The organism is Anaerococcus sp. NML200574, assembly GCF_026131665.1.
Taxonomy (GTDB): Bacteria; Bacillota; Clostridia; order Tissierellales; family Peptoniphilaceae; genus Anaerococcus; species Anaerococcus kampingae.
This window is the reverse complement of record NZ_JAMXSM010000004.1, coordinates 42,802-65,504: the sequence shown is the minus strand read 5'-3', so window position 1 is coordinate 65,504 and position 22,703 is coordinate 42,802. Positions and strand designations below refer to the sequence as shown.

Below are 22,703 nucleotides of genomic sequence, written 5' to 3'. Positions count from 1 at the left end.
GTATAATTTAGGTATAAAAAGAATTTTTGGAGGAAATATTCTAAGAGTAAGGTATAGTGTATAAGACTAGTCGGAAAGCGGAAAAGTCCCTTCGTGAGTACTAAAACTGGTGTGACGAAGTCTACCGAGGGCAATTATATGGTCTAACCATAGGGTTTAAACCAAAAAAGCACTTGTGAAGGATTAATGCTAGCAGATAATGCTATGCACCTGGAGTGCTTTTTTATTTTTATTTTTCTTGACAGGCGTATTAAAGGGCGTATAGTAGTTATTAGAAAGGAGGTATTGCCTTTGAAGAAGAAAGACTTAATAAAAATTATACTAAGTCATGGCGGAAGTTTTGTTAGACATGGTTCAGACCACGATATTTATCAAAATGCTCAAGGTAATAAAAAAACACAATTACCTAGACATAATGAAATAAATGAAATCACCGCTAAAAAAATTCTTAAGCAGTTAGGGATTAGACCCTAATTGCTACCCTTAGGGGTAAGGCAATATAATTATATAGGGAGGATTTATGACAATGGCACAAGATGTTAAAGCATATCCGATTTACCTTAAAAAAACGAATAAAGGGTACGCAGTATGGAATGATAGTATACCAATAGCTACACAAGGTGAAGATTTAGAAGAAGCTTTGTATATGGCTAAGGATGCTATTGAATTGATGGCTTATGATGCTTTCTGTAATGGAGAAACGATTATTGAGCCTGATGAAGATGAGGGAACAGAAGATCAATACGACTTTAAAAATTTTGTTGTTTGTGATTTAGGAAGATATTTTAGATTAGAAAATGACACTAAAGTAAAAAAGAATTGCACCATACCAGAATTTTTAGCTAAAGCTGGAGAAAGCAGAGGGCTTAATTTTTCAAAAATTTTAACTTATGCTCTTGAAAAAGAATTAAAGTTAGTATAGAATAAAGTCAAAGGCAATACCACTAAACCACTCAGAAATGGGTGGTTTTTTGTGCTTATTTTTAAATTGCTGATATATAAGGGCTAAGTTATTTTCTTAAGAGGGTAATTATATGTCTAAGAAATTTAAAAGCCTTAGAACGCAAAATATGAATAATCAGCTTGATTTCAATATTTGTAAGTACATATCTTTAGAAAATGAAATTTATACAGAAATGATTATAAAATATAGTAAATATAAATAAAAAGGGAGGCTTGAGCCTCCTCTTCTTATGTGGGCAACGTGTGGGCAACTTAATCCACTATACTCCGATTTAGTCCGACTTATCCCACTTCTTTTCTTGGGTTGCTGTGATTGCAAGGGGTCTTCGTTACTTTTATCCCGCACCAAGCTTCAGACGTTAGAAATAACGTCTTTTTTTGTACCCATATTTTAATTTACTAATAAAAGATGACTTTTTATTATATTTATGATAAAATATACATATAAACTTATTTTCAAATATTTTGCAAAAAATCGTTTTTGCTCTTTTAATTTTTGCTAAAATAGTTTATACTTTATATAAGCTAGGAGGAATATTTTGCAAGATTTTAAAAGAATTGTATTAAAGTTAAGTGGAGAAGCTTTATCTGGCAAGGCTGGTTTTGGCTTTGATGATGAAGTTATTGATAACATTTGTACTAATATTAAGACTTTATCCCTAAGAGGAATTGAGGTTGCCATTGTTGTTGGCGGAGGTAATTTCTGGAGGGGTAGGTCTGGCACAAATATCGACAGGGCAAGCTCTGATAATATCGGCATGCTTGGCACTGTTATGAATGGACTAAGAATTCAAGGTACTCTAGAAGAGATGGGCCTTGATACTAGGCTTATGACTGCTATTTCTATGACTGAGGTTGCAGAACCTTATATAAGAAGAAGGGCTATCAGACACCTTGAGAAAGGCAGAATTGTGATTTTCTCTGCTGGTACTGGTCTCCCATATTTTTCAACAGACACTACAGCAAGCCTTAGGGCACTAGAGATTGGTGCTGATGTTATTCTTTTAGGTAAAACTGGTACTGATGGCATCTATGATAAGGATCCAAATGTCTATGATGATGCTGTTAAATTTGATAAGCTTACCTATAAGGAGATCCTACAAAGACAGCTTAAGATTATGGATACAACTGCTACATCTTTGTGTATGGATAATGATATGCCACTTATAGTATTTAATATAGATGACCCATCAAACATGGTCAAAGTATTTGAAGATGAAGATTTAGGTACAAGAGTAAAGGAGAGTTTTTAATATGCTATATGAGCAAATAAGACAAGATGCCGAGAAGGGCATGAAAGCAGGAGTAGATTCTTTTGAAAGAAGAATTTCAACTATTAAGGCTGGTAGAGCAACTGAGGCTGTTCTTGATGGAATTACATTTTCTTATTACGGCACAGAAACTCCTATTAACCAAGCCGCAACAGTTTCAATCCCAGAAGCTAGACTTCTTGTTATAAAACCATGGGATAAGACTAATATTGCCCCAATCGAAAAGGCGATTTTAAAGTCAAATATTGGTATAACACCACAAAATGATGGTGAAATTATTAGACTACCTTTCCCTGCTCTTACAGAAGAAAGAAGAAAAGAATATACCAAAGAAGTTGATGCTTATGCAGAAGATGCAAAAATTGCTATAAGAAATAAAAGGCGTGACTCTATGGATGAAATCAAAAAGAGCGAAAAGGCTGGAGATGTAACTGAAGATGATAGGTACACTCTAGAAGATGAAATTCAAAAAATCACAGATAAATATATTAAGTCAATCGAAGATATCGCAAAGAAGAAAAACCAAGAGTTGATGAACGTATAGGTGAAAAGAGTCAATTTAAATAAAATAAAGGACCTATTGAATAAGGACATAAGCCCTAGGAAAATTTCTCCTAGGCTTATGTTCTTATTTTTAAAGCAATTATCCTTGTTATTAAATTCAGGTATATCACTTTTTGATAGTTTGAAGGTGATAAAGACCCAAAATCTCGATAAGAGGTTAAATATAGCTTTAGATATTGTAATTAAAAATCTAAATCTAGGCAAAAGTCCTTACGAATCTTTCCTTATGGCAGAAAAATACTTTACACCTATTGTAATTGCTTCAGTTAAGTCATCAGATAAGACTGGCAGACTTTCTTCAATTCTTGATGATTTATCAGAATTTATATACGAAGATAGTAAAAATAGAGAAAGCATAAAGGAAGCCTTGGCTTATCCAGTTATAGTTCTAGTTGTGACTATCTTAATGGTGGGACTTATTTTAGAATATGTCATGCCTACTTTTGTGAGCGTTTTTGAGGGAGCTGATATGAAGCTGCCATTTATTACTAGATTTTTAATAGAATTTTCAGGCTTTTTATCAAATAATTTCATTTTCATTATTTTGATTCTATGCTTACTTATCTTTATTGTTTTGTTTTTTAGGACAGATAAAACTAAAAAAATAAAAATGGATAAATTTGTATTTAAATATGGAATTTTTTCTAAGATAAGGAGATTGAATCTTGAATATCAATTAACTTCGCTATTTTACATATTAAGAACTGGGGGAATTGATCCAATCTTATCTTTTGAAATTATTGGAGATTCATTTTCTAATTCTTACCTTAAAGAAGTTTTTTCTCAAATTAGAAGTGATATTGATAGGGGCTTAGGCCAGGCCCAAGCCTTGATGAGAGCTGATATTTTCTCACCTCTTTTATTATCTATGTTTATGATTGGTGAAAAGACTGGCAAACTTGATGATATTTTAAAAAGATCAAAGGATTATTTTGCAAGTGAGTATATATTCAGAACCAAAAGACTTGCAAGGCTTGCTGAGCCAGTTCTAATTATTATAATGAGTATAATTGTTTTTATAGTTGTTATAGCGGTTGCGCTTCCTATGTTTGATGCAGTAAATATTGGAGTATAAGATGAGAAATAAGAAGAAAAAGGGATTCACATTAATTGAATTAATAATTGTAATAGCTATACTAGGAATTTTGGCTGCAATAGCAATTCCTAGATATAACAAGTCTAAGATAAAAGCAGCAGAAACTGCTCATAAGGCTAATATAGAGATGCTGAAATCGGCCGCTGAGTTAAGGGAACTTGATTCTAGTGAAGGTGGTAAGTCTAGAGATTTCACTTGGACTAAAACTAACAAGGGTGACGCTCTAACATATATTGATAAATGGCCTGAACCACCTCAAGGTTTAAATAAATCCTCTGAGTATTCGGTTGAATATACTGATGGGAATCTTACCATTAAATTTGGTAAAGAAAAAGTATATCCTATACAATAGAAAATATGGAAAACATACTAATCTTTGCTTTAGGAGCATGCTTAGGCTCCTTCATATCCGCCTTGATGGCTCGCAGGAGGCTTGGCATGTCAATCATTAGTCCGCCAAGCTTCTGTGAATCTTGCGGTAAAAGAATAAGGCCCTATGACTTAGTTCCGATAATTTCTTTTATAATCTTAAGGGGTAGATGCAGGTTTTGTAAGGACAAGATTTCTATCAAAACCTTTTTAATAGAAATTTTAGGCGGCCTAGCCTTTATATTTGCCTTTAATATTTATGGAGGTATAAGAGCTCTTATTCTTGGTATAGGCCTTGTCACAAGCCTTCTGATAGCCTTAACAGACTATTCCTATATGGAGATATATGATATAGATTGCTACGTCCTAATTTGTCTTGGTTTTCTATATAGGCTTTTATACATTGAATATGATTTTGAATTTTTTAAGATTTCTCTTATATTTGTTTTGGTGTTTTTATTAATTAGATATTTGTCAAAGGGAGGCTTAGGTGATGGAGATTTGTTTTATTACCTGGGCTTATTTTTATTTTTAGATAATAGCATAATAATTAAATTTGTATTGATATCTTTATGGATAGGGGCGATTTTTGCAATTATTAAATCCATAAAGATTAAAAGCCTAAAAGGAGAGATTGCCCTATGTCCATCAATTTTGCTTGCTTTTGCTCTTGTATTAATTTTAGGATGAAACTATGAAAAAAGCCTTTACCTTATTAGAATTGATAATAGTACTTGCAATAATTAGTATAGTCATTGCCATTCCGATGATGAAAATATCTCTTATCGAAGATAGAGCAGCTGATATTGAGGTGGAAAATTTTATCAATGATTATAACTTGGCAAGAAAAAAAGCCATGGCTATAGGTATTCCATATTATCTTGATTTAAGGAAAGATTTTTATTATCTGAATACTACTCATAGTGATGAGACCACTATAAACGATCCAAAATCTAAGGCTTTTAAACATATAAGCTATACCTATTCAGATACTGTAATTGAATTTAAGCCAGATGGTTATGCGAGTACTCTTAAAAACGGCACATATGAGCTGGTATTTATCAATAATAAAAGCAAAAAAATTAGAAAATTTACCATAAGCGCACTGACAGGATATTTAAATGAAAAGTAAAGCCTTTAGCTTAATAGAAATAATTGTATCACTTATGATTTTAAGCCTTATAGCCTTATTTGTATTTCCTTCAGCTAGGAATAATATGCAAATATCAGAGAAAATAAAAGATAAGGCCCAAGTGACATTTTCCCTTCAAGCAGGACTAGAGCTTGGTAAGGATATGGCAAGGAAAAATAAGAATGTAGATAAACTAGAAAATGAAGTACAAATTGGGGATTATAAGATAAAAATCTCAATAGGTCCTTATAAAAATTCAGGACTTAAGTCAGATAGATACATAAAAGTAAAGGCATCTTATGGAAATGATAGCTTAGAAGTAATAGAGGTTAGAGATGAAGAAAGCCTTTAGTCTTTTAGAATTGATAATAAGCCTTGCTATAATCTCAATCTTAGTCGTTATTTTATCATCTTTTTTCAAGGTGAATTTCAATATTCTTTCATCATCCATTACTAGAGAGGCCGAGTATAAGGAAGCATGTACCGCCATGCTTTATGTTGATACTAATATCAGAAGGTCAAAAAAGATTGAAACTAGGGATAATGAAGTGTGTAATTTTTATTTTTATAAGACTAATAGGGATGGTAAAGATTCAAAATGCTATTTTTATCGTGACAATAAAATTCTAAAAATTAATAGAGATAACCTGTCAACAGATGCTTCTGGCAGAGATAATAATATAGCTAAAATAAAAGAGATAAAGTTGGTTTTGGATGAGGATAGTAAGCTAATTAGGGTTTATATAAGAAGTTTAAGAGGCAATTTTAACTTTGAAACAGCCATTGATGTGGGAGATAAACTATGAAAAAAGCCTTTATTAGTATATATGTGCTAATAATATTATTACTACTTGCCCTAAGCGTAAGCTTTATAGCAGGACAAAATCAAGTTGATACCGAACTTTCAAATGAAATTAACGATAAAAAACAAAGTTTATTTGATGCAGAAAGTTTTGCAAATGTTCTTATAGAAGAATTAAGTCTTGATAAAAACCTTGAACCAAACTCATTAAAAGGAGTGCTATATTTAAGATCTGATATTGAAATCTACCAATCTGAGGATGAAAATAATTTACAGTTCAATTTAAAATCAAAGTACAAAAATACAATAAGCAGAGCCCTAATAAAATATAAATTTGATGAAAATGATAAATTTATTCTTATAAATAAGCGAATTTATTAATATTGCTAAAGTAACATTTAAGGTATAATGTAGGTAAATAGAAGAAAAATATTGGAGGAAAAATGAAAGTATTAGTAATTAATTGTGGTTCTTCATCACTAAAATATCAATTATTCAACATGGAAAATGAAGAAGTAATGGTAAAAGGCCTAGTAGAAAGAATTGGTATCGAAGGTTCAAAACTTATCCAAGAAAAGGGTGATGACGAATATATAATAGAAGAAGCTATGAAAGATCACACTGAAGCTGTTGCTCATGTATTTGATGCTTTAGTTGATAAAGACAACGGTGTCATAGCAGACCTTTCAGAAATAGATGCTGTAGGCCACAGATTTGTACATGGTGGAGAAAAAATCACTAAATCTGCCTTAATAGATAAAGAAGTAAGAGATGCTATAGAAGAATATACAAAATTTGCACCACTTCATAACCCAGCTAACCTAATGGGACTTGAAGCTTGTGAAAAATTACTTCCAAACGTTAAAAACGTAGCAGTATTTGATACAGCTTTCCACCAAACAATGCCTGCAAAAACTTATTTATATGGTATAGACTACAAATATTACGAAGAAGAAGCTATAAGAAAATACGGATTCCACGGCACAAGCCACAACTTTATTACTAATAAAGCAGCAGAAGTACTTGGCAAAGATGTAAATGATTTAAATATCATTTCAGCTCACCTTGGTAATGGTTCATCAATTTGTGCTGTTAAAAATGGTAAATCATTTGATACATCAATGGGACTTACTCCACTTGAAGGACTTGTAATGGGAACAAGATCTGGTGATATAGATCCAGCTGCTGTAACCTACATTATGAAAAAAGAAAATCTTTCTCCAGAAGAAATGGAAAATGTCCTAAATAAAAAATCAGGTGTTCTAGGAGTATCAGGTGTATCATCAGACTTTAGAGACCTAGAAAATGCTGCAAATGAAGGCAATGAAAGAGCCAAAGCTGCCCTAGAAATGTTTGCTACAAGAGTAAAAAGATATATAGCAGGCTACATGGCAGAAGTAGGTGCTTGTGATGCTATCGTATTTACAGGTGGTATCGGCGAAAACTCAATTTCTATGAGAGAAGATATCATGGAAGGATTTGAATTATTTGGTATTAAAATAGATAAAGAAAAGAACAATGTTCGTGGTGGTTGCCATGTAGTATCTACAGATGATTCTAAAGTTAAGGTTATGGTAATAGCTACAAACGAAGAATTAATGATAGCAAGAGATACAAAATCTCTCGTAGAAGCTTGACAAGCAAAGTTTTAGCTTATATAATATAAAGGATTGCTAAAACTGATAAGAGGAGGTGTCATAGATGGCAGTACCAAAAAGAAGAACATCAAAAACAAGAAAAAATAAAAGAAGAGCCTCAGCTTATACTTTGAACAGATCAAACTATGTTGAGTGTCCAAATTGCCACGAAATGAAGCTACCACACAGAGTTTGCCCATCCTGTGGAGAGTACAAAGGCGTAGCAGTAGTTGAAGAAAATTAATTTTTAAAAGAGATAGTGTTTTTGCACTATCTTTTTTATTACCTAAAGATAGCCTAAGTTTGTAAGAAAAGTATAATATGTATAAATTATTGAAGATAAAGAGGATTAAATGAAAATTGTTATAGATACCTATGGTGCAGATGAAGGCGCCAGGGTCTTAGTAGAAGGTGCCATACTTGCACTAAAGGATGAGGACTTTATTCCTGTATTTGTAGGAAATGAAAGTCAATTAAAAGAAATCATAAATGGAAGGATCAAAGATTACGATATAGTCCATACCGATGAATTTATATCAAATGATGAAGAGCCTGTAAGGGCTATTAGAAGGAAGAAAGATGCATCAATTGTATTAGCCTATAATAAATTAAAGGAAGAAGGCTATGACGGACTCTTATCAGCTGGTTCCACTGGTGCCCTCCTCGCAGGCGGTATATTTATATCAAAAAGAATAGATGGAGTAGATAGGCCTTCCCTTGCAGCGAGTCTGCCAAGCACAGGTGAGATATGTATGCTCATGGATACAGGTGCAAATATGGACTGCAAGCCAGCTTATCTTGAAGAATTTGCTATTATGGGTAAGATATTTTTACAAAATGTCCTAGGAGTTGAAAATCCTAAGATAGGCCTTTTAAATGTAGGGGTTGAAAGCCATAAGGGCAACAAGCTTACCAAAGAAACCTACAAGCTCTTAGAAGAAAGAGACATCAACTTTGTAGGTAACATCGAGGCAAGAGACCTATTTACAGGCAAGGTCAATGTACTTCTTGCTGATGGTTTTGCAGGAAATGTAGCCATTAAGACAGCAGAAGGAGTCATAGACCTCCTTAAGGGCGAGCTTAAGGGAGTATTTTATAAGTCATTTAAGAATAAAATGGCAGCCCTTGCTATAAAAAATGACCTTAAAGAATCCTTAGGCAAATTCAGTGCCCAAAAAGTTGGAGGAGCTCCTTTATTAGGGGTAAAATCCTATGTATATAAGGCACATGGCAATGCAAATGAAATAGCCATATCAAATGCCATCAAAGGCCTAATTAAATATATAAACATGGATGTAATTAATAAAATTCAAGGAGAATTAAATGATTAGAGAACAATTAACAAAATTAGCAGAAGAAAACTTAGATATTGATGTAGCAAATATCGATTTTGAAAGCAAGATTTCTGACTTAGACATTGATTCAATCGACCTTGTAGACTTTATAATGCTTGTTGAAGAAGAGTTTGAGATTGAGTTTTCCGAAGAAGAACTTGATGAAATTGAAAGCTTAGCAGATATAGTAAGCCTTATAGAAAGTAAAAACTAATGTCTTTGTCAAAAGATAGACTAGAAAAAATAGAAGAATTTGAGAAAAATATAGGCTACACATTCAATGACAAGGCATTGATAGATGTAGCCTTAACTCATTCTTCTTTCACAAATGAAGCAAGAGGAAACATTAAGTCAAACGAAAGACTAGAATTTTTAGGTGATACCATCCTAGACATGGTAGTAAGCGAGTATTTATTCAAACACTACACACAAAAGCCTGAAGGTTGGCTAACAAGGACAAGGTCAAGAATAGTCTGCACAGATTCCTTTGCCAAGGCAAGCGAAAAATTTGCTTTAACTAAATATTTAAGATTTGGAATGGGAGAGAAAAAACAAGGGGGCAAGCTTAAAAAGCATGTCAAGGCTGATACCTTTGAGGCTACTTGTGCTGCAATTTACCTAGATTCCTCCTATGATGACTTGTGCAAATTTTTATACAAAAATTATAAGGATGAAGTATTAGAGATAATAAATGATGATTCATTATTCTTAGACTACAAGACCCGCCTGCAAGAGTATTACAATGCCAAGAATAAGAAAAATTTGACCTATGAACTTATAAAAGAAGAAGGCCCTGAGCATGATAAGACCTTTACTATGGAAGTTAGGTTAAATGGCAAGGCCCTAGCTGAAGGAATTGGCAAGAATAAAAAAACAGCCGAGCAGATGGCAGCAAAACTTGCCTATGAGCGTATCAAAAATGTCTAATCAAATAATACCAATCTTTATTCCATTTTTGGGCTGTCCTCACGATTGTGCCTTTTGTAACCAGGTAAAGATTACAAATTACAAAGATAAGGCAGATGAGTCAAGTATTGCAAGGCAAATAGAAGACTACCTAAAATATTTTAAAGATAAGCAAACAAGCAAGGAAATAGCCTTCTATGGAGGATCTTTTACAGGACTTCCCCTTGATACAATGATTTCATACTTAAAAATAGCAAGGGCCTACAAAAAGAAGGGAATTATTGATAGAATCAGACTTTCAACTAGACCTGATTATATAAATAATTCCATTCTGGAAATCTTAAAATCTTATGAAGTCGATACCATAGAACTAGGAATCCAATCCTTTGATCAAGAAGTCCTAGATTCAAACGAAAGGGGCCATAAGGTAAGCGATAGCGAGAAAGCAAGTAAGCTAATAAAAGATTTTGGATTTAAGCTAGGCCATCAAATAATGCCAGGTCTATATAAGGATTCTAGGGAGAAAATAATTGCAACAGCTATAAAATCAGCAAAGATTGGTCCAGATATAGCTAGGATTTATCCAACCTTAGTAATCAAGGACACCAAGCTTGAAAAACTCTACCAGGCAGGTCTTTACAAGCCTCTAAGCCTGGATAATGCCATAGAAATATCTGCAGAAGTCCTAATGATTTATGAATATAGAAATATAAATGTCATTAGAATTGGCCTTCAACCTACAGGAAATATCAATGAAGGAGCAGATGTAGTAGCAGGACCCTTCCATCCGGCCCTAAGGCAAGAAGTAGAATCCTATATCTATAGGTTATATTTAGAAAAGCTCATTAAAGAATTAGATTTAAAGGATGACCTAGAAATTTTTACAAATGATAGGGATATTTCAATAATTGCAGGCAATAAAAAATCAAACAAGAATTACTTTTATCAAAAATATAAGGTTAAGCTTAAATTTAAATCAAGCGATTCATCTTATATTATTTCTTGTGGGAAAAAATACGACTTAGATATAGATAAATTTATCGATGATTATGTAGAAGAAAAATACGGTGGTGATTTAAATTAGACTAGAAAGTATAGAACTAAAGGGTTTTAAATCCTTTGCAAATAAAACAAAAATTGAATTTGATAGTCAAATTACTGCTGTAGTTGGACCTAATGGATCTGGCAAATCTAATATTTCTGATGCTGTAAGATGGGTCTTGGGAGAGCAATCTATAAAGAGCCTCCGTGGTTCAAATATGAAGGATGTAATCTTTCAAGGTGCAAAAAATGCGATGAACATAGCAGAAGTCTGTCTTAATTTCTCAAACGAGGATAAAAGGCTAGACCTTGCCTATGATAAGGTGAGCATCACCAGGAGAATTTATCGTTCTGGGGAAAATGAATACAAGATAAATGGCAAAAGGTGCAGGCTTAAGGACATTAGAGAATTATTTTTCGACACTGGTGTAGGAAAAGAAGGCTACTCAATAATTGGCCAGGGTAGGATTGATGAAATAATTATGTCAACTCCTGCTGATAGGAGGGCGATTTTTGAGGAAGCTGCCGGAATTTCAAAACACAAGTACAGAAGAGAAGAAGCTGATAAGAAATTAAAAGCTGTAAGCGAAGACCTAGAGATAATCGAAAAGGAATTAGAATATAAGAAAAAGGATTATGACCTTCTTAAGGCCTACAAGGATAATTACCTAGCCCATAAAGAATTAAGCGAAGATATTAACAAAAAAGCTTACTTCTACCTTAAAAATAAATCCTACGATTTGATTAAAAAAAGGGATGAGATAAATTTAAAACTTAAGGAAAGCGAAAATAAATTAGCAAGCCTAGAATCAAGTCATTCTGAAATTTTAGAAAAACTTGGACCTTTTAAGAAAAAATATGAGACTTTAAGAGAACACCTAGATAGGTCCAAGGCAGAAGCAGAGACTTATGAGAAAAACATCGAACGCTCTAAGGCGAATCTTGACCTAAATATCCAAAAAAAGGATTACGACCTTAGAGATAAGGCTAGGATAGAAGAAGATCTAGAAAATTTAAAGGATTCTTTAATAAGTGAAAATAAATCCTTTGACCTAAAAAATAAGGAACTAGGAGAAATTGCCGAAAAGATATCATCCTTAGAAAATGATTTGGGAAAGGCCAAAGATTTAAAAATATCTTTAGAAAAAGAGATATCAGAATTAAATACTATCTTAGATAGTCAAAGGTCAAGTGCAGAAGAGATAAAAGAACAAATCTTAGATTATGAAGTCTTTGAAAAATCTAGGGCTATTATTGATCAAAAAAGACAAAAAGATTTGGCTGAGAAAAAACAAAGATTAGAGGCCCTAGATAAGGAAATTTTAGATTTAAGTCAAAAGCTTGATTCAAGCAAAGAAAATCAAGAAATTTTATTTAAAGAAAAAAATGACCAAGAGATGGCCATAACCAATCTAGCAGATGATATAAAAAATGCGGATGAAAAGTATAGGGAAACTTTAAATGAATTAAACAATTTGAAGCTTGAAATTAAGTCATTAATGGCTGATATGAAGATAGAAAAAGATAGCCTTGATAAAAATCAGGGATACTTTTATCAAATCCAAGACTTCCTCAAAAAGACCAAAGAAAGCGCTATGGCAGGTTTTTACGTAGACACTCTTGCCAATCTAATCTCAGTTAAAATTGGTTATGAGGAAATAATTGATAACCTAATGGGAGCTGGCCTACAAAATATTGTCACAAGGTCAAAAGAAGATACTAGAGAGCTTATTAACTTTATAAATAGGGAAAAGCTTGGAAGGATTACCTTTCTGCCTATAGATTCAATCAATTCATATAGAAAAGAAAGGCCAAATTTTCCAGAAGTAATAGCTATGGCCTACGAGCTCGTGGCTTACGATGATAAATTATCTGGCGTTATCAATCACTTTTTAGGGTCAACCGTAGTTGTAAAAGATATAGATGCTGCAATCAATCTATCAAAAAAGATAAAGGGTTATAGGATAATAAGTCTTAACCTCGATATCATCAATAATTGGGGATCAATGGTAGCAGGATCTGATAAAAATAAGAGGTCAAATGTAAATCTTTTAAATCGAAAGAAAAAACTAAAGGATTTAAGCCTTAATTTACAAAAATCAGATGAGAGAAGACAGGAATTAGAAGAAGCCTTAAGTAAGCTAGATTCTGAAATTAACGAAAAAAGAGAAAGTCTTCTTAGGGAAAAAACTGCATACGATCTAAGAGAAGAAAAAATTAAAGAAATAAGTGATGAAATATCAAGGATAAGCCTAAGAATAGAATCTTTGATAAATCATAAGGAAAGTTTAAATGATTCTGATCTTGACTATGAAGAAACTATAAATAATATCAATATAGACTCTTTAAGAAATGATTTTGATAGACTCAGTCAAGGCATATCTGAAAATGAATCTAGGCTAGAAGCGAAAAATAAGGAATTTGATAGGGTAAGAGATGAAATATCAGCTCTTACAAATAAGCTAGAGATAAGTAAACGTGATAAGGTCTTAGCTGATAATGCCAGGGCAAATATTGAGGAAAAACTTGCAGATATAAAAGAAAATATCAAAATCCAAGAAAAACTTGCCAAAAATTTAAATAAAGACCTTGAAGAATCCTTATTAAAAAATGATAAACTTATAGCTTCGATTGACCTATACGTAAAAGAATTCGATAATCTTAAAGAAAAAATAAAAGTCTTAGGTCAAGATATTGAAGCTTGCGAGTCAGAAAACTCAAAATTGATTGACCAAAATACTAAAATTGAAGAAGACCTTAACAAGGAAAACCTCGAAAAGGTAAAGCTTTCCTATAAATTAGAAAATTTAAATGAGTCTTACAGTCAATTAGAAGATGAAATATCACCATTTATAAGCACTTCCATAAAGGACTTGTGGGAAAAATACAAGGATTGCCAAAAGCTTGAGGTAAAGAAAAATGACCTCATAGACTTACAAAAAAGGATAAATGAGATTGGATATTTTACTCCTACAGCTCTTGAAGACTTCGATAATGTTGCCAAAGAGCTTGATTTTGTCGAAGTTCAGATAAAAGATTTGAAAAATGCTAAAGAAGATATAGAAAAAATGATCCTAGCCCTAGAAAAGGAAATGAAGGAAGAATTTTCAAAAAACTTCGCTATAATTAATGAAAACTTCACCAAAATCTTCAAAATCCTCTTCATGGGAGGAGATGCAAGGCTAATCTTAGACAGCCAGGACTTCCTTACAGCTGGTGTTGAAATTGAAGCGAAACCACCATCAAAGTCCTTAAAATCAATCTCACTTCTATCAGGTGGGGAGAAGGCTCTTACTGCAGTAGCCTTACTTTTTGCAATATTTGAACAAAATCCAGCCCCATTCTCTATCTTAGATGAAATTGATGCGGCCCTTGATGAATCAAACATAAAAAGATATATAGAATACCTAAAAAGCCTATCTGATAAGACCCAATTTATAATGATAACTCATAGACAAACAACCATGCAGCTTGCAGAAAAAATTCACGGTGTAACAATCGATGATCAGGGTATAAGCAAGCTATACTCTATAGCCTTTAAGGATAATTGAAAATTAGCCTAAAACCAGTAAAATATAAAGGATAAAGAGAGATAATATTGCAACTCTAAATAAGGAGGAAATATGGCAATTAGAAATATAAGAATAGATGGAGATCCAATCTTAAGAAAGGTCTCAAGAGAAGTAGACCAAGTTACCGATAGGATTAATATTTTATTAGATGACATGGCAGAAACAATGTATGATGCAAACGGAGTAGGCCTTGCCGCTCCACAAGTAGGAATACTTAAAAGAGTAATAGTAGTAGACCCTCAAGATGGAGAGACAGGCCTAGTTAAGCTTGTAAACCCTGAAATAATAGAAAAAGATGGTGAACAAATCGGAGTAGAAGGTTGCCTATCTATACCAGATTTCAACGCTACAGTTAAAAGAGCTGAGCATGTAAAGGTAAAATACCTTGATGAAGAAGGTAAGGAACAGATTTGGGATGCTCATGGTTTCCCAGCAGTTATTCTATCACACGAAATCGACCACTTAGATGGAATATTATTTAAGGATAAATACATCGAAGAAATTAAATTTGAGGACCAAGAAGAAATAAATGATTAATATATGTTTTATGGGCAATCCAAAGTTTGCAGTGCAGACTTTGGATGTTCTTTATAATGATGAAAATATAAATGTAAGCCTAGTTGTATCTAGCAAGGATAAGAAGAGATCAAGAAATAAATTTTCTCCAACAGAGATTAAAAAGTATGCAGAAGATAAGGGGATTAGGGTTGAGACACCAGATTCTGTAAATACAGAAGAATTTGTGGGCCTACTTAAAGACCTTAAAATCGACTTTATAGTAGTAGTTGCCTTTGGCCAACTTTTAAAAGATGTCTTACTGGATAATTTTAAAGACAGGATAATAAACCTCCACCCTTCAAAATTACCACTTTATAGGGGAGCAAGTCCTATTCAATTTTCCCTACTAAATGGTGAAGAAGAAACATCAGCTACAGCCATGCTGATTGAAAAAGGCATGGATTCTGGTGATATCTTAATCCAAAAAGATTATAAAATAGATCCTAGCGAAGATTATTTTGATTTGGAAGAAAAGTTGGGAGCCCTGGGAGCTGAAGCTATCAGAGAAGCTATTTTAAACTTTGATGAAGTCTATGCAAAAAGAATTAAACAAGATGATTCCAAGGCGACCTTCTGCACAAAGATATCAAAGGAAATGGGAAGGATTGATTTTACAAGGACAAGTAGGGAAATCCTAAACCAAATAAGAGCCCTTGTGGGCTTTCCTGTGGCGTATTTTCCATATAAGGGTGAAAATATCAAAATCCATAAGGCAAGCCTAGCTTCTGATAAAAAGGGCAAGGCCGGAGAAATCCTAGCAGCTAATAAAAATGACCTAATTTTAATAGGAACAGGAGATTCTGCTATAAGAATCGAAAAAATCCAAGTTCCAGGCAAAAAGGCCATGGATACAAAGAGCTTCTTATTAGGAAATGACCTAGAAATAGGATATATCATAGACAATGACTGATTTAAAGATAATATTTAATATTCTTTATGCTATAGTCTACCAGGATAAAAAATCCAACGACATGATAAATAGATACGCTGATAAGGCAGAAAATTTAGCCTATGTCAGCAAAAATGTCTATGGAGTACTTGAAAATAAAATCTATATAGATTACATGATAAGAAAATTATCCTCTGTAAGGCTTAAGAAAATCCACAAGTCAATCCTTCTTATCCTAGAAATTGGAATTTATAACATTCATTTCTTAGACACAAAAGACTATGCAACGGTAGATAAATTAGTTGACCTAAGTAAGGAAAAAAACAAAAAGTCTTCAGCCTTTGTTAATGCCATTCTTAGAAATTTCATAAGGGATGAAAAGGAAATAGCAACTATCTATGAGACTGATGATATAAAAAGCCTTTCGATAAGATATTCCTTCCCGGAAGAAATTACCAGATATATCTATGACAATTATGGGATGAACTATACCAAGGCCTACCTTAGAGATGCAAATAGCCTTAAAAATCTTTCAATAAGGGTAAATAAGCTTAAGATAAGCAAAAATGAATTAAGAGATAAGTTAGAAGTGGAAGGCTATCAAATAGAAGATGGAAAAATTGCGAAAAATGCCTTGATAGTCAAAAATCCAGCCTCCCTTGCAGCAAGCAAATATTTTAAGGAAGGTTATTTTATTATCCAACAGGAATCATCAATGAAGGCTGTAGAAGTCCTAGATCCTAAGGAAAATTCTAAAATATTAGACTTATGCGCTGCACCAGGTACAAAGACGTCATATTTGGCAGAGATAACCAATAATACTAGCCAAATAATCGCAAATGACATATCTTCTTCTAAAAATAAACTTATTGAAGAAAATATTTTAAGGTTGGGACTAAAAAATATTTCCATCACAAACCACGATGCTTCTACATTTGTAGAGGATTTTGAAAATAAATTTGATTATATTTTAGTAGATGCTCCATGTTCTGGTCTTGGGGTAGTAGGAAGAAAAGTAGAAATACGATATAATAGAAATAAGGAAACGATTGTAAGGCTAGCTAGCCTGCAAAAAGAAATCCTTGACCAAGCTATAAAATACCTTAAAAAAGATGGAATCCTACTCTATTCAACTTGCACCATTGGTCCTTTAGAAAATAAAGAGAATTTTTTATATCTAAAGGCTAAGGCAAATCTAGAAAGTATAGACATTCAAGGAGAGGCTTTTAAGGAATACAGGAGTTTTGAAGATGGATGTGATGGATTTTTCATATCCAAGTTTAGGAAGATAAATGATTAGTATAAATGATAAAAATATAAGTCAAATTGAAGACTTATTCAAAGAAAAATCTTATCAAAAATTTAGGGCTAAACAGGTATTTCATAATATCCATGTTAATAGGATAAATGATTTTGAGGGGATGACAGACCTTCCCCTAAAGATGAGAGAAGAGCTTAAGAAAGACTTTAAGATTGATAGTGTGAAGCTTTTAGAGACTTTTAGCTCAAAGCTAGATTCTACAAAGAAATATCTTTTAGAATTAGATGATAAAAATATTATAGAAGCAGTTTATATGGATTATAAGGATAGGTCTACAATCTGCATATCAAGCCAAGTTGGCTGCAGGATGGGGTGCACTTTCTGTGCATCTACCAAAAATGGCCTAGTAAGAAATATGACAGCATCTGAATTAATAGAAGAGGTTTACCTCCTAGAAAGATTAAATGGACCTATTTCAAATATTGTAATAATGGGCATAGGCGAGCCTTTGGATAATTTTACAAATATAGAAAAGTTCATTGAAATTATCACAGACCCTAAGGGTAGAAATCTTTCTCATAGGTCAATAACCCTTTCAACTTCAGGACTTGTTCCACAAATTTACAAGCTAGCTGATACAAAATTAGATGTAAACTTAGCTGTCTCTCTTCACTATGCAGATGATAAAAAAAGAGCTAAGTTTATGCCAATAGCCAAAAAATACTCTATTGACCAGCTTATAAAGGCTACAGATTATTACTTTGATCAAACAGGCCGAAGGGTTTCCTTTGAATATGTTGTAATCGATAAGGTAAATAACCTAGATGAAGATGTAGAAAATTTACACGATCTCTTATTTGGCAAAAATGTACATATAAACCTAATTCCTCTAAACCCGATCGAGGAGTTTAAACATGATAAACCAAAGATGAGTGCTTTAGATGAATTTAAAAATAAACTAAGCAGAAGGGGCCTAAATGCCACTATAAGAAAATCCATGGGTCAAGATATAGACGCTTCCTGTGGCCAGCTTAGAAATAATTATGCGAGGTAAGAATGAAATTTTCTTCAATTACAAATATTGGTAAAATAAGAAGCGAAAATGAAGATTCATTTTCAAATATTAGTTTAGATAACGTTGACTTCTTCATAGTAGCTGATGGTATGGGAGGCCATAGCAAGGGAGAAATTGCAAGCAAAATGGCTGTAAATTTATTTATAGATTATGTTAAAAAAGCAGATTTAAATGCCTATGATTCTCTATTAAAGCTCCAAGAAGAAGCTATAATCTATGCAAACAATGAGATTTTCTCACTATCTTCTCAAGAAGACTATGACAGGATGGGAACAACAGTAGTCTGTCTTTGCATAGATCACAAAAATAAAGTCTATCATTTGTCACATCTTGGTGACTCAAGAGCTTACATCTATAGAAATAGCGAGCTTAGAAGGTTAACTCGTGATCACTCTCTTGTAAATGATTTACTAGATTCCGGCTCTTTAACAGAAGATGAAGCTGAAAATTTCATAAATAAGGCAGCCATAACTAAAGCGGTAGGAACAGAAGCAAAAGTATCGCCAGATAGTAGAAGTTTTGATATGGAAGATAAGGACCTTATTTTAATGGTAACAGATGGCTTGACAAATGAGATTACAGATGAACAAATAGAAAATATAGTAAAAGATAAGACTGACCCTTATGAAATTTCGTCTCTTTTGATAGAAGAAGCTATAGAAAGTGGAGGAAGAGACAATATTACAGTTACAACTATTTTACTATAAGAGGGTAATATGGAAAATATAGTTTTAGATAGTAGATATGAAATTATAAAGGAAATCGGCGTGGGAGGCATGGCCAAGGTCTACAAGGCCAAGGATAGGCTTCTGGGTAGGTTTGTGGCAATTAAAGTACTCAAAGACCAATACGCCGAAGATGACGAATTTTTAAAGAAATTTAATAATGAGGCTCAGTCCGCAGCGAGACTTAGCCATATAAATATAGTTAATGTATATGATATTGGAAAAGACATGCTAAATGGCAAGCTTATCCAATACATAGTAATGGAGTATGTAGAAGGAGAGACCCTAAAAGATCTAATAGATAGGGAAAAAATCCTATCCAATTATGATATTATTGATTATTCTACACAAATAGCTCAGGCTTTAAAATCAGCCCACGCTTCAGGTATAATCCATAGAGATATCAAGCCACAAAATATACTTATAGATAAGTTTGGTCTAGCAAAGGTAACCGATTTTGGTATAGCTAGGGTATCGTCCAACGCAACCATAACATATACAAGCTCGATATTAGGTACAGTCCATTATATATCACCAGAACAAGCAAAGGGTAAGATTGTAGATCAAAAGTCAGATTTATACTCTCTAGGGGCCGTAATGTATGAGATGGCAACAGGAAGGGTGCCTTTTGATGCAGACAACTCGGTTGGAATTGCAGTGATGCATATACAAGATAATCCAATTCCACCAAGAGAATTAAATCCCGACCTATCCCTACACTTGAATTATATAATAATGAAACTACTTAAAAAGGATCCAACCGAGAGATTCCAAAATGCAAGTGAATTAATAGAAGCTTTAGATGATGAATCCTTAGTTAAAAATACAGAAGAGATTGAAGATACAGCAAGAATCCCTATAGTAGTACCTAAAAAGAAAAGGGAAGAAGTAGACGATTACTACGAAGACGACAGGGAAGCTATCTATGTATCCACTCAAGAAGAGAAGTCGAAGAAAGAATCCAAGAAAACATCAATAAAGATTTGGCCACTAGCTTTATTGGCCTTTATATTAGTAGGGGCTGTCTATTTCTTCTCAACAATGTTTAACCAAGATGAAATAGAAATACCTACAGTAGTAAACTTAACTCAAGAACAAGCAGTAAAACAACTTGAAAGTAGAGGCTTTAAGGCAAATATTTCAAGAACTGCAGAAAGTGATGAATATGAAAAGGGTAAGGTTATGAGTCAAGACCCTGATGCATCCACTAAAGCTAAAAAAGGTAGTGTAGTTTATCTTGTAATTTCTTCTGGAAGAGAAGTAGAAGTCCCTCAGCTAAAAAACATGAACCTAAGCCAGGCAGAAGATACCCTAAAGGAACTAGGATTAAAACTTGGAACAACATCTACAGATTATTCTAATACAGTTGAAAAAGACCTAGTAATTAGACAAGAGCCATCAGCAGGAGCAAGCGTTCAGTCTGGTTCTGAGATTAGCCTTGTTATATCTGTAGGTCCAGAAGACACAACAGAAATAGTAGAAGTACCAAATCTCTTAGGTATGGGCGAGAAGGATGCAATAGCAGCCGCAAAAAATGCTGGCCTAAAAGTAAGAAATGTAGACTACAGAAATTCATCAAATACTCAAAGAGGCCTAGTAATGAATCAGTCGATTGGAGCAGGTACTGAAGTAAAAGAAGAATCAGCCATAGATTTAACAATAAGTTTAGGTGAAGAAGAAAAAGAAGCGACAAATCCTAATAGGGAAGTCCAGCTTAAATTAAATATTGGAAATGCTAAAGATAATTTCAATGTAAAAGTCTACCAGATTGATAGGCAAGGTAATAGATCAGAGCTTATTTATGATGATTACCATTCTTCAGTAGAATTAAATGAAAATGGTGTTTTAGTTCTTAAAGTAATGTCACAAGCTTCTAGCAGGCTGGAAGTTTTAGTTGATGATGAATCTTATGGAGTATATACAGTTAATTAGATGATTGGTAAAATAATTAAAAGTCAAAAAGAATTATATTATGTAGACACTGAAGAGAGCTTATTAATGGCCAAGGCCCGTGGGAACTTTAGAGTCAAGGATAAAAAGCCACTGGTAGGTGATAATGTCGAAGTGGATGTTCTTGAAGATGAAAAGGCCTATATCACAAAGCTTCTACCTAGAAGAAATGAGATAAAAAGACCAAATATTGCAAATGTAGACCAGCTACTAGTTTTTATAACCATAGACCACCCACCACTTAATCTCTACAACCTTGATAAATATCTTGCTATGTGTGAGTATTTAAATATCGACGTAGTAATAATTTTAACGAAAATAGACCTAGTAAGCCAGGAAAAAATCAAAAAAATAGCAGATATTTACATGAATTTATCATACAAGCTAATAGAGATTGATAATTACAAGGACTTCCCAAAAGATGAAATTCTAGAAGTCCTTAAAGGAAAGACCTCAGCAGTATCCGGAGCAAGTGGTGTTGGAAAATCAACCTTCCTATCAAATGTTTTGGATAGGGAAATAGAAATAGGCGAGATAAGCCAAAAGTCTAGAAGAGGAAAAAATACAACAAGACACACAGAAATTTTTAAGATTTCTAAAGATACTTTTATCTTTGATACGCCAGGCTTTGATAGCTTTGAATTTGATTTTCTAGAAGATGAGAATGATCTTAAAAATACCTTCGTAGAGCTAAGGAATAGAGACTGTAAATTCAAGGATTGTAATCACATCAATGAGCCATCATGCAGGGTCAAAGAAGACTTAGAAGTTGGCAAAATCGCCCAATCAAGATATAAAAATTACCTACAACTTTTTGAAGAATTAAAACAAAGGAGACTTAACAAATGGTAAAACTAGCACCATCAATACTTTCATGTAACTTTGCTAATTTACAGGCTGACCTTGACCAGACAAGGGGTACAGGACTTGAGATAATCCACATAGATGTTATGGATGGGATATTTGTTCCAAATATTTCCTTTGGTTTTAAGGTAATATCTGATATAAGAGATAAAAATGATTATTTTTTTGATACCCATCTTATGATAGAAGATCCAATTAGGTATATAGATGATTTTAAAAAGGCAGGATGCGATAGGCTAACAGTTCATTATGAGGCCTGTAAAGATTTAAAAAAGACCCTGCTTGCTATAAAAGAAGCTGGGATGGAAGTAGGGCTTACATCAAAGCCAGCTACAGATCCTAAAAAGCTCTTAGAGTATTTTGACTATATAGACCTAGTGCTCGTAATGAGTGTAAATCCAGGCTTTGGTGGTCAGAAATTTATGGAGCAAAGTATAGATACTGTCAAATTGTTTAGAAATTACATCGATGAAAATAAGAAGGATATTAAGATTCAAATCGATGGGGGAATTAAGACTGATAATGTCGAAAATGTCTTAGCACTCGGTCTTGATGAGATAGTTGTAGGCTCTGATATATTTGCTAAAGATATAAAAAAACAAATAGAAAAATATCACGAAATATTTAATAAATATTAAAAGAGAGGGTCACTTGCTAAAAATTGCAAGTGACCCTTTCTTTTTACTAAAAAAAA

26 protein-coding genes are annotated in these 22,703 nt (G+C 33.2%); all 26 read left to right on the top strand.

What is annotated here, in order from left to right:
• The first annotated feature begins 186 nt into the window (after positions 1–186).
• The 26 genes from NH286_RS03110 (at position 187) to rpe (ending at position 22,647) form a co-directional block, all read left to right on the top strand.
• Positions 187–474: a type II toxin-antitoxin system HicA family toxin gene (locus NH286_RS03110; RefSeq protein WP_265236752.1), complete on the top strand. Its 288-nt coding sequence runs from the start codon at positions 187–189 to the stop codon at positions 472–474.
• A gap of 46 nt (positions 475–520) precedes the next feature.
• Positions 521–922, top strand: a complete 402-nt coding sequence (locus NH286_RS03105; RefSeq protein ID WP_265213384.1) for a type II toxin-antitoxin system HicB family antitoxin — start codon at positions 521–523, stop codon at positions 920–922.
• A gap of 580 nt (positions 923–1,502) precedes the next feature.
• Complete coding sequence (gene pyrH, locus NH286_RS03100) at positions 1,503–2,216, top strand: UMP kinase (RefSeq protein WP_106460046.1); 714 nt, start codon at positions 1,503–1,505, stop codon at positions 2,214–2,216.
• 1 nt (position 2,217) lies between these two features.
• On the top strand, positions 2,218–2,778 hold the full coding sequence (gene frr, locus NH286_RS03095; protein ID WP_265236750.1) for a ribosome recycling factor: 561 nt from the start codon (positions 2,218–2,220) through the stop codon (positions 2,776–2,778).
• Positions 2,779–3,873 (top strand): type II secretion system F family protein, encoded by a 1,095-nt coding sequence (locus tag NH286_RS03090; RefSeq protein WP_265236749.1) that lies wholly within the window; start codon positions 2,779–2,781, stop codon positions 3,871–3,873.
• Position 3,874: 1 nt separating this feature from the next.
• On the top strand, positions 3,875–4,246 hold the full coding sequence (locus NH286_RS10650; RefSeq protein WP_106460049.1) for a prepilin-type N-terminal cleavage/methylation domain-containing protein: 372 nt from the start codon (positions 3,875–3,877) through the stop codon (positions 4,244–4,246).
• Positions 4,247–4,251: 5 nt separating this feature from the next.
• Positions 4,252–4,953 (top strand): prepilin peptidase, encoded by a 702-nt coding sequence (locus NH286_RS03080; RefSeq protein WP_265236747.1) that lies wholly within the window; start codon positions 4,252–4,254, stop codon positions 4,951–4,953.
• 4 nt (positions 4,954–4,957) lie between these two features.
• A complete protein-coding gene (locus NH286_RS03075) occupies positions 4,958–5,395 on the top strand; it encodes a type II secretion system protein (RefSeq protein WP_265236745.1) in 438 nt (145 codons plus the stop codon).
• Positions 5,385–5,747, top strand: coding sequence for a type II secretion system protein (locus NH286_RS03070; RefSeq protein ID WP_265236743.1), 363 nt, complete (start codon positions 5,385–5,387; stop codon positions 5,745–5,747). Before NH286_RS03075 ends, NH286_RS03070 begins: the two co-directional genes overlap by 11 nt.
• On the top strand, positions 5,731–6,201 hold the full coding sequence (locus NH286_RS03065; protein ID WP_265236742.1) for a prepilin-type N-terminal cleavage/methylation domain-containing protein: 471 nt from the start codon (positions 5,731–5,733) through the stop codon (positions 6,199–6,201). The genes NH286_RS03070 and NH286_RS03065 overlap by 17 nt, the downstream gene beginning before the upstream one ends.
• Positions 6,198–6,578 (top strand): hypothetical protein, encoded by a 381-nt coding sequence (locus NH286_RS03060; protein ID WP_265236740.1) that lies wholly within the window; start codon positions 6,198–6,200, stop codon positions 6,576–6,578. Before NH286_RS03065 ends, NH286_RS03060 begins: the two co-directional genes overlap by 4 nt.
• Before the next feature lie 62 nt (positions 6,579–6,640).
• Complete coding sequence (locus tag NH286_RS03055) at positions 6,641–7,834, top strand: acetate/propionate family kinase (RefSeq protein ID WP_106460055.1); 1,194 nt, start codon at positions 6,641–6,643, stop codon at positions 7,832–7,834.
• 64 nt (positions 7,835–7,898) lie between these two features.
• Positions 7,899–8,078 (top strand): 50S ribosomal protein L32, encoded by a 180-nt coding sequence (gene rpmF / locus NH286_RS03050; protein ID WP_106460056.1) that lies wholly within the window; start codon positions 7,899–7,901, stop codon positions 8,076–8,078.
• Between the two features lie 109 nt (positions 8,079–8,187).
• The gene (plsX, locus tag NH286_RS03045; RefSeq protein ID WP_265236737.1) at positions 8,188–9,165 is read left to right on the top strand and encodes a phosphate acyltransferase PlsX; all 978 of its coding nucleotides are present in this window, start codon (positions 8,188–8,190) and stop codon (positions 9,163–9,165) included.
• Positions 9,158–9,382, top strand: a complete 225-nt coding sequence (locus NH286_RS03040) for a phosphopantetheine-binding protein (protein ID WP_106460058.1) — start codon at positions 9,158–9,160, stop codon at positions 9,380–9,382. Before plsX ends, NH286_RS03040 begins: the two co-directional genes overlap by 8 nt.
• Positions 9,382–10,095 (top strand): ribonuclease III, encoded by a 714-nt coding sequence (rnc, locus tag NH286_RS03035; protein ID WP_265236735.1) that lies wholly within the window; start codon positions 9,382–9,384, stop codon positions 10,093–10,095. Before NH286_RS03040 ends, rnc begins: the two co-directional genes overlap by 1 nt.
• Positions 10,073–11,158, top strand: a complete 1,086-nt coding sequence (locus NH286_RS03030) for an elongator complex protein 3 (protein WP_265236733.1) — start codon at positions 10,073–10,075, stop codon at positions 11,156–11,158. The genes rnc and NH286_RS03030 overlap by 23 nt, the downstream gene beginning before the upstream one ends.
• Positions 11,154–14,666 carry a chromosome segregation protein SMC gene (gene smc / locus NH286_RS03025; protein ID WP_265236986.1) on the top strand — a complete coding sequence of 1,171 codons (3,513 nt, stop codon included), beginning with the start codon at positions 11,154–11,156 and terminating at the stop codon, positions 14,664–14,666. The genes NH286_RS03030 and smc overlap by 5 nt, the downstream gene beginning before the upstream one ends.
• 72 nt (positions 14,667–14,738) lie before the next feature.
• Complete coding sequence (def, locus tag NH286_RS03020; protein ID WP_106460062.1) at positions 14,739–15,224, top strand: peptide deformylase; 486 nt, start codon at positions 14,739–14,741, stop codon at positions 15,222–15,224.
• Positions 15,217–16,155, top strand: coding sequence for a methionyl-tRNA formyltransferase (gene fmt / locus NH286_RS03015; RefSeq protein ID WP_265236730.1), 939 nt, complete (start codon positions 15,217–15,219; stop codon positions 16,153–16,155). Before def ends, fmt begins: the two co-directional genes overlap by 8 nt.
• Complete coding sequence (rsmB, locus tag NH286_RS03010) at positions 16,148–17,434, top strand: 16S rRNA (cytosine(967)-C(5))-methyltransferase RsmB (protein WP_265236728.1); 1,287 nt, start codon at positions 16,148–16,150, stop codon at positions 17,432–17,434. The genes fmt and rsmB overlap by 8 nt, the downstream gene beginning before the upstream one ends.
• On the top strand, positions 17,427–18,449 hold the full coding sequence (rlmN, locus tag NH286_RS03005; protein WP_265236726.1) for a 23S rRNA (adenine(2503)-C(2))-methyltransferase RlmN: 1,023 nt from the start codon (positions 17,427–17,429) through the stop codon (positions 18,447–18,449). The genes rsmB and rlmN overlap by 8 nt, the downstream gene beginning before the upstream one ends.
• A gap of 2 nt (positions 18,450–18,451) precedes the next feature.
• Positions 18,452–19,177, top strand: coding sequence for a Stp1/IreP family PP2C-type Ser/Thr phosphatase (locus tag NH286_RS03000; RefSeq protein ID WP_265236724.1), 726 nt, complete (start codon positions 18,452–18,454; stop codon positions 19,175–19,177).
• Positions 19,178–19,186: 9 nt separating this feature from the next.
• A complete protein-coding gene (gene pknB, locus NH286_RS02995; RefSeq protein ID WP_265236722.1) occupies positions 19,187–21,127 on the top strand; it encodes a Stk1 family PASTA domain-containing Ser/Thr kinase in 1,941 nt (646 codons plus the stop codon).
• Complete coding sequence (gene rsgA, locus NH286_RS02990) at positions 21,128–21,997, top strand: ribosome small subunit-dependent GTPase A (protein ID WP_265213349.1); 870 nt, start codon at positions 21,128–21,130, stop codon at positions 21,995–21,997.
• A complete protein-coding gene (gene rpe, locus NH286_RS02985; RefSeq protein ID WP_265213347.1) occupies positions 21,991–22,647 on the top strand; it encodes a ribulose-phosphate 3-epimerase in 657 nt (218 codons plus the stop codon). The genes rsgA and rpe overlap by 7 nt, the downstream gene beginning before the upstream one ends.
• Positions 22,648–22,703 lie beyond the last annotated feature (56 nt).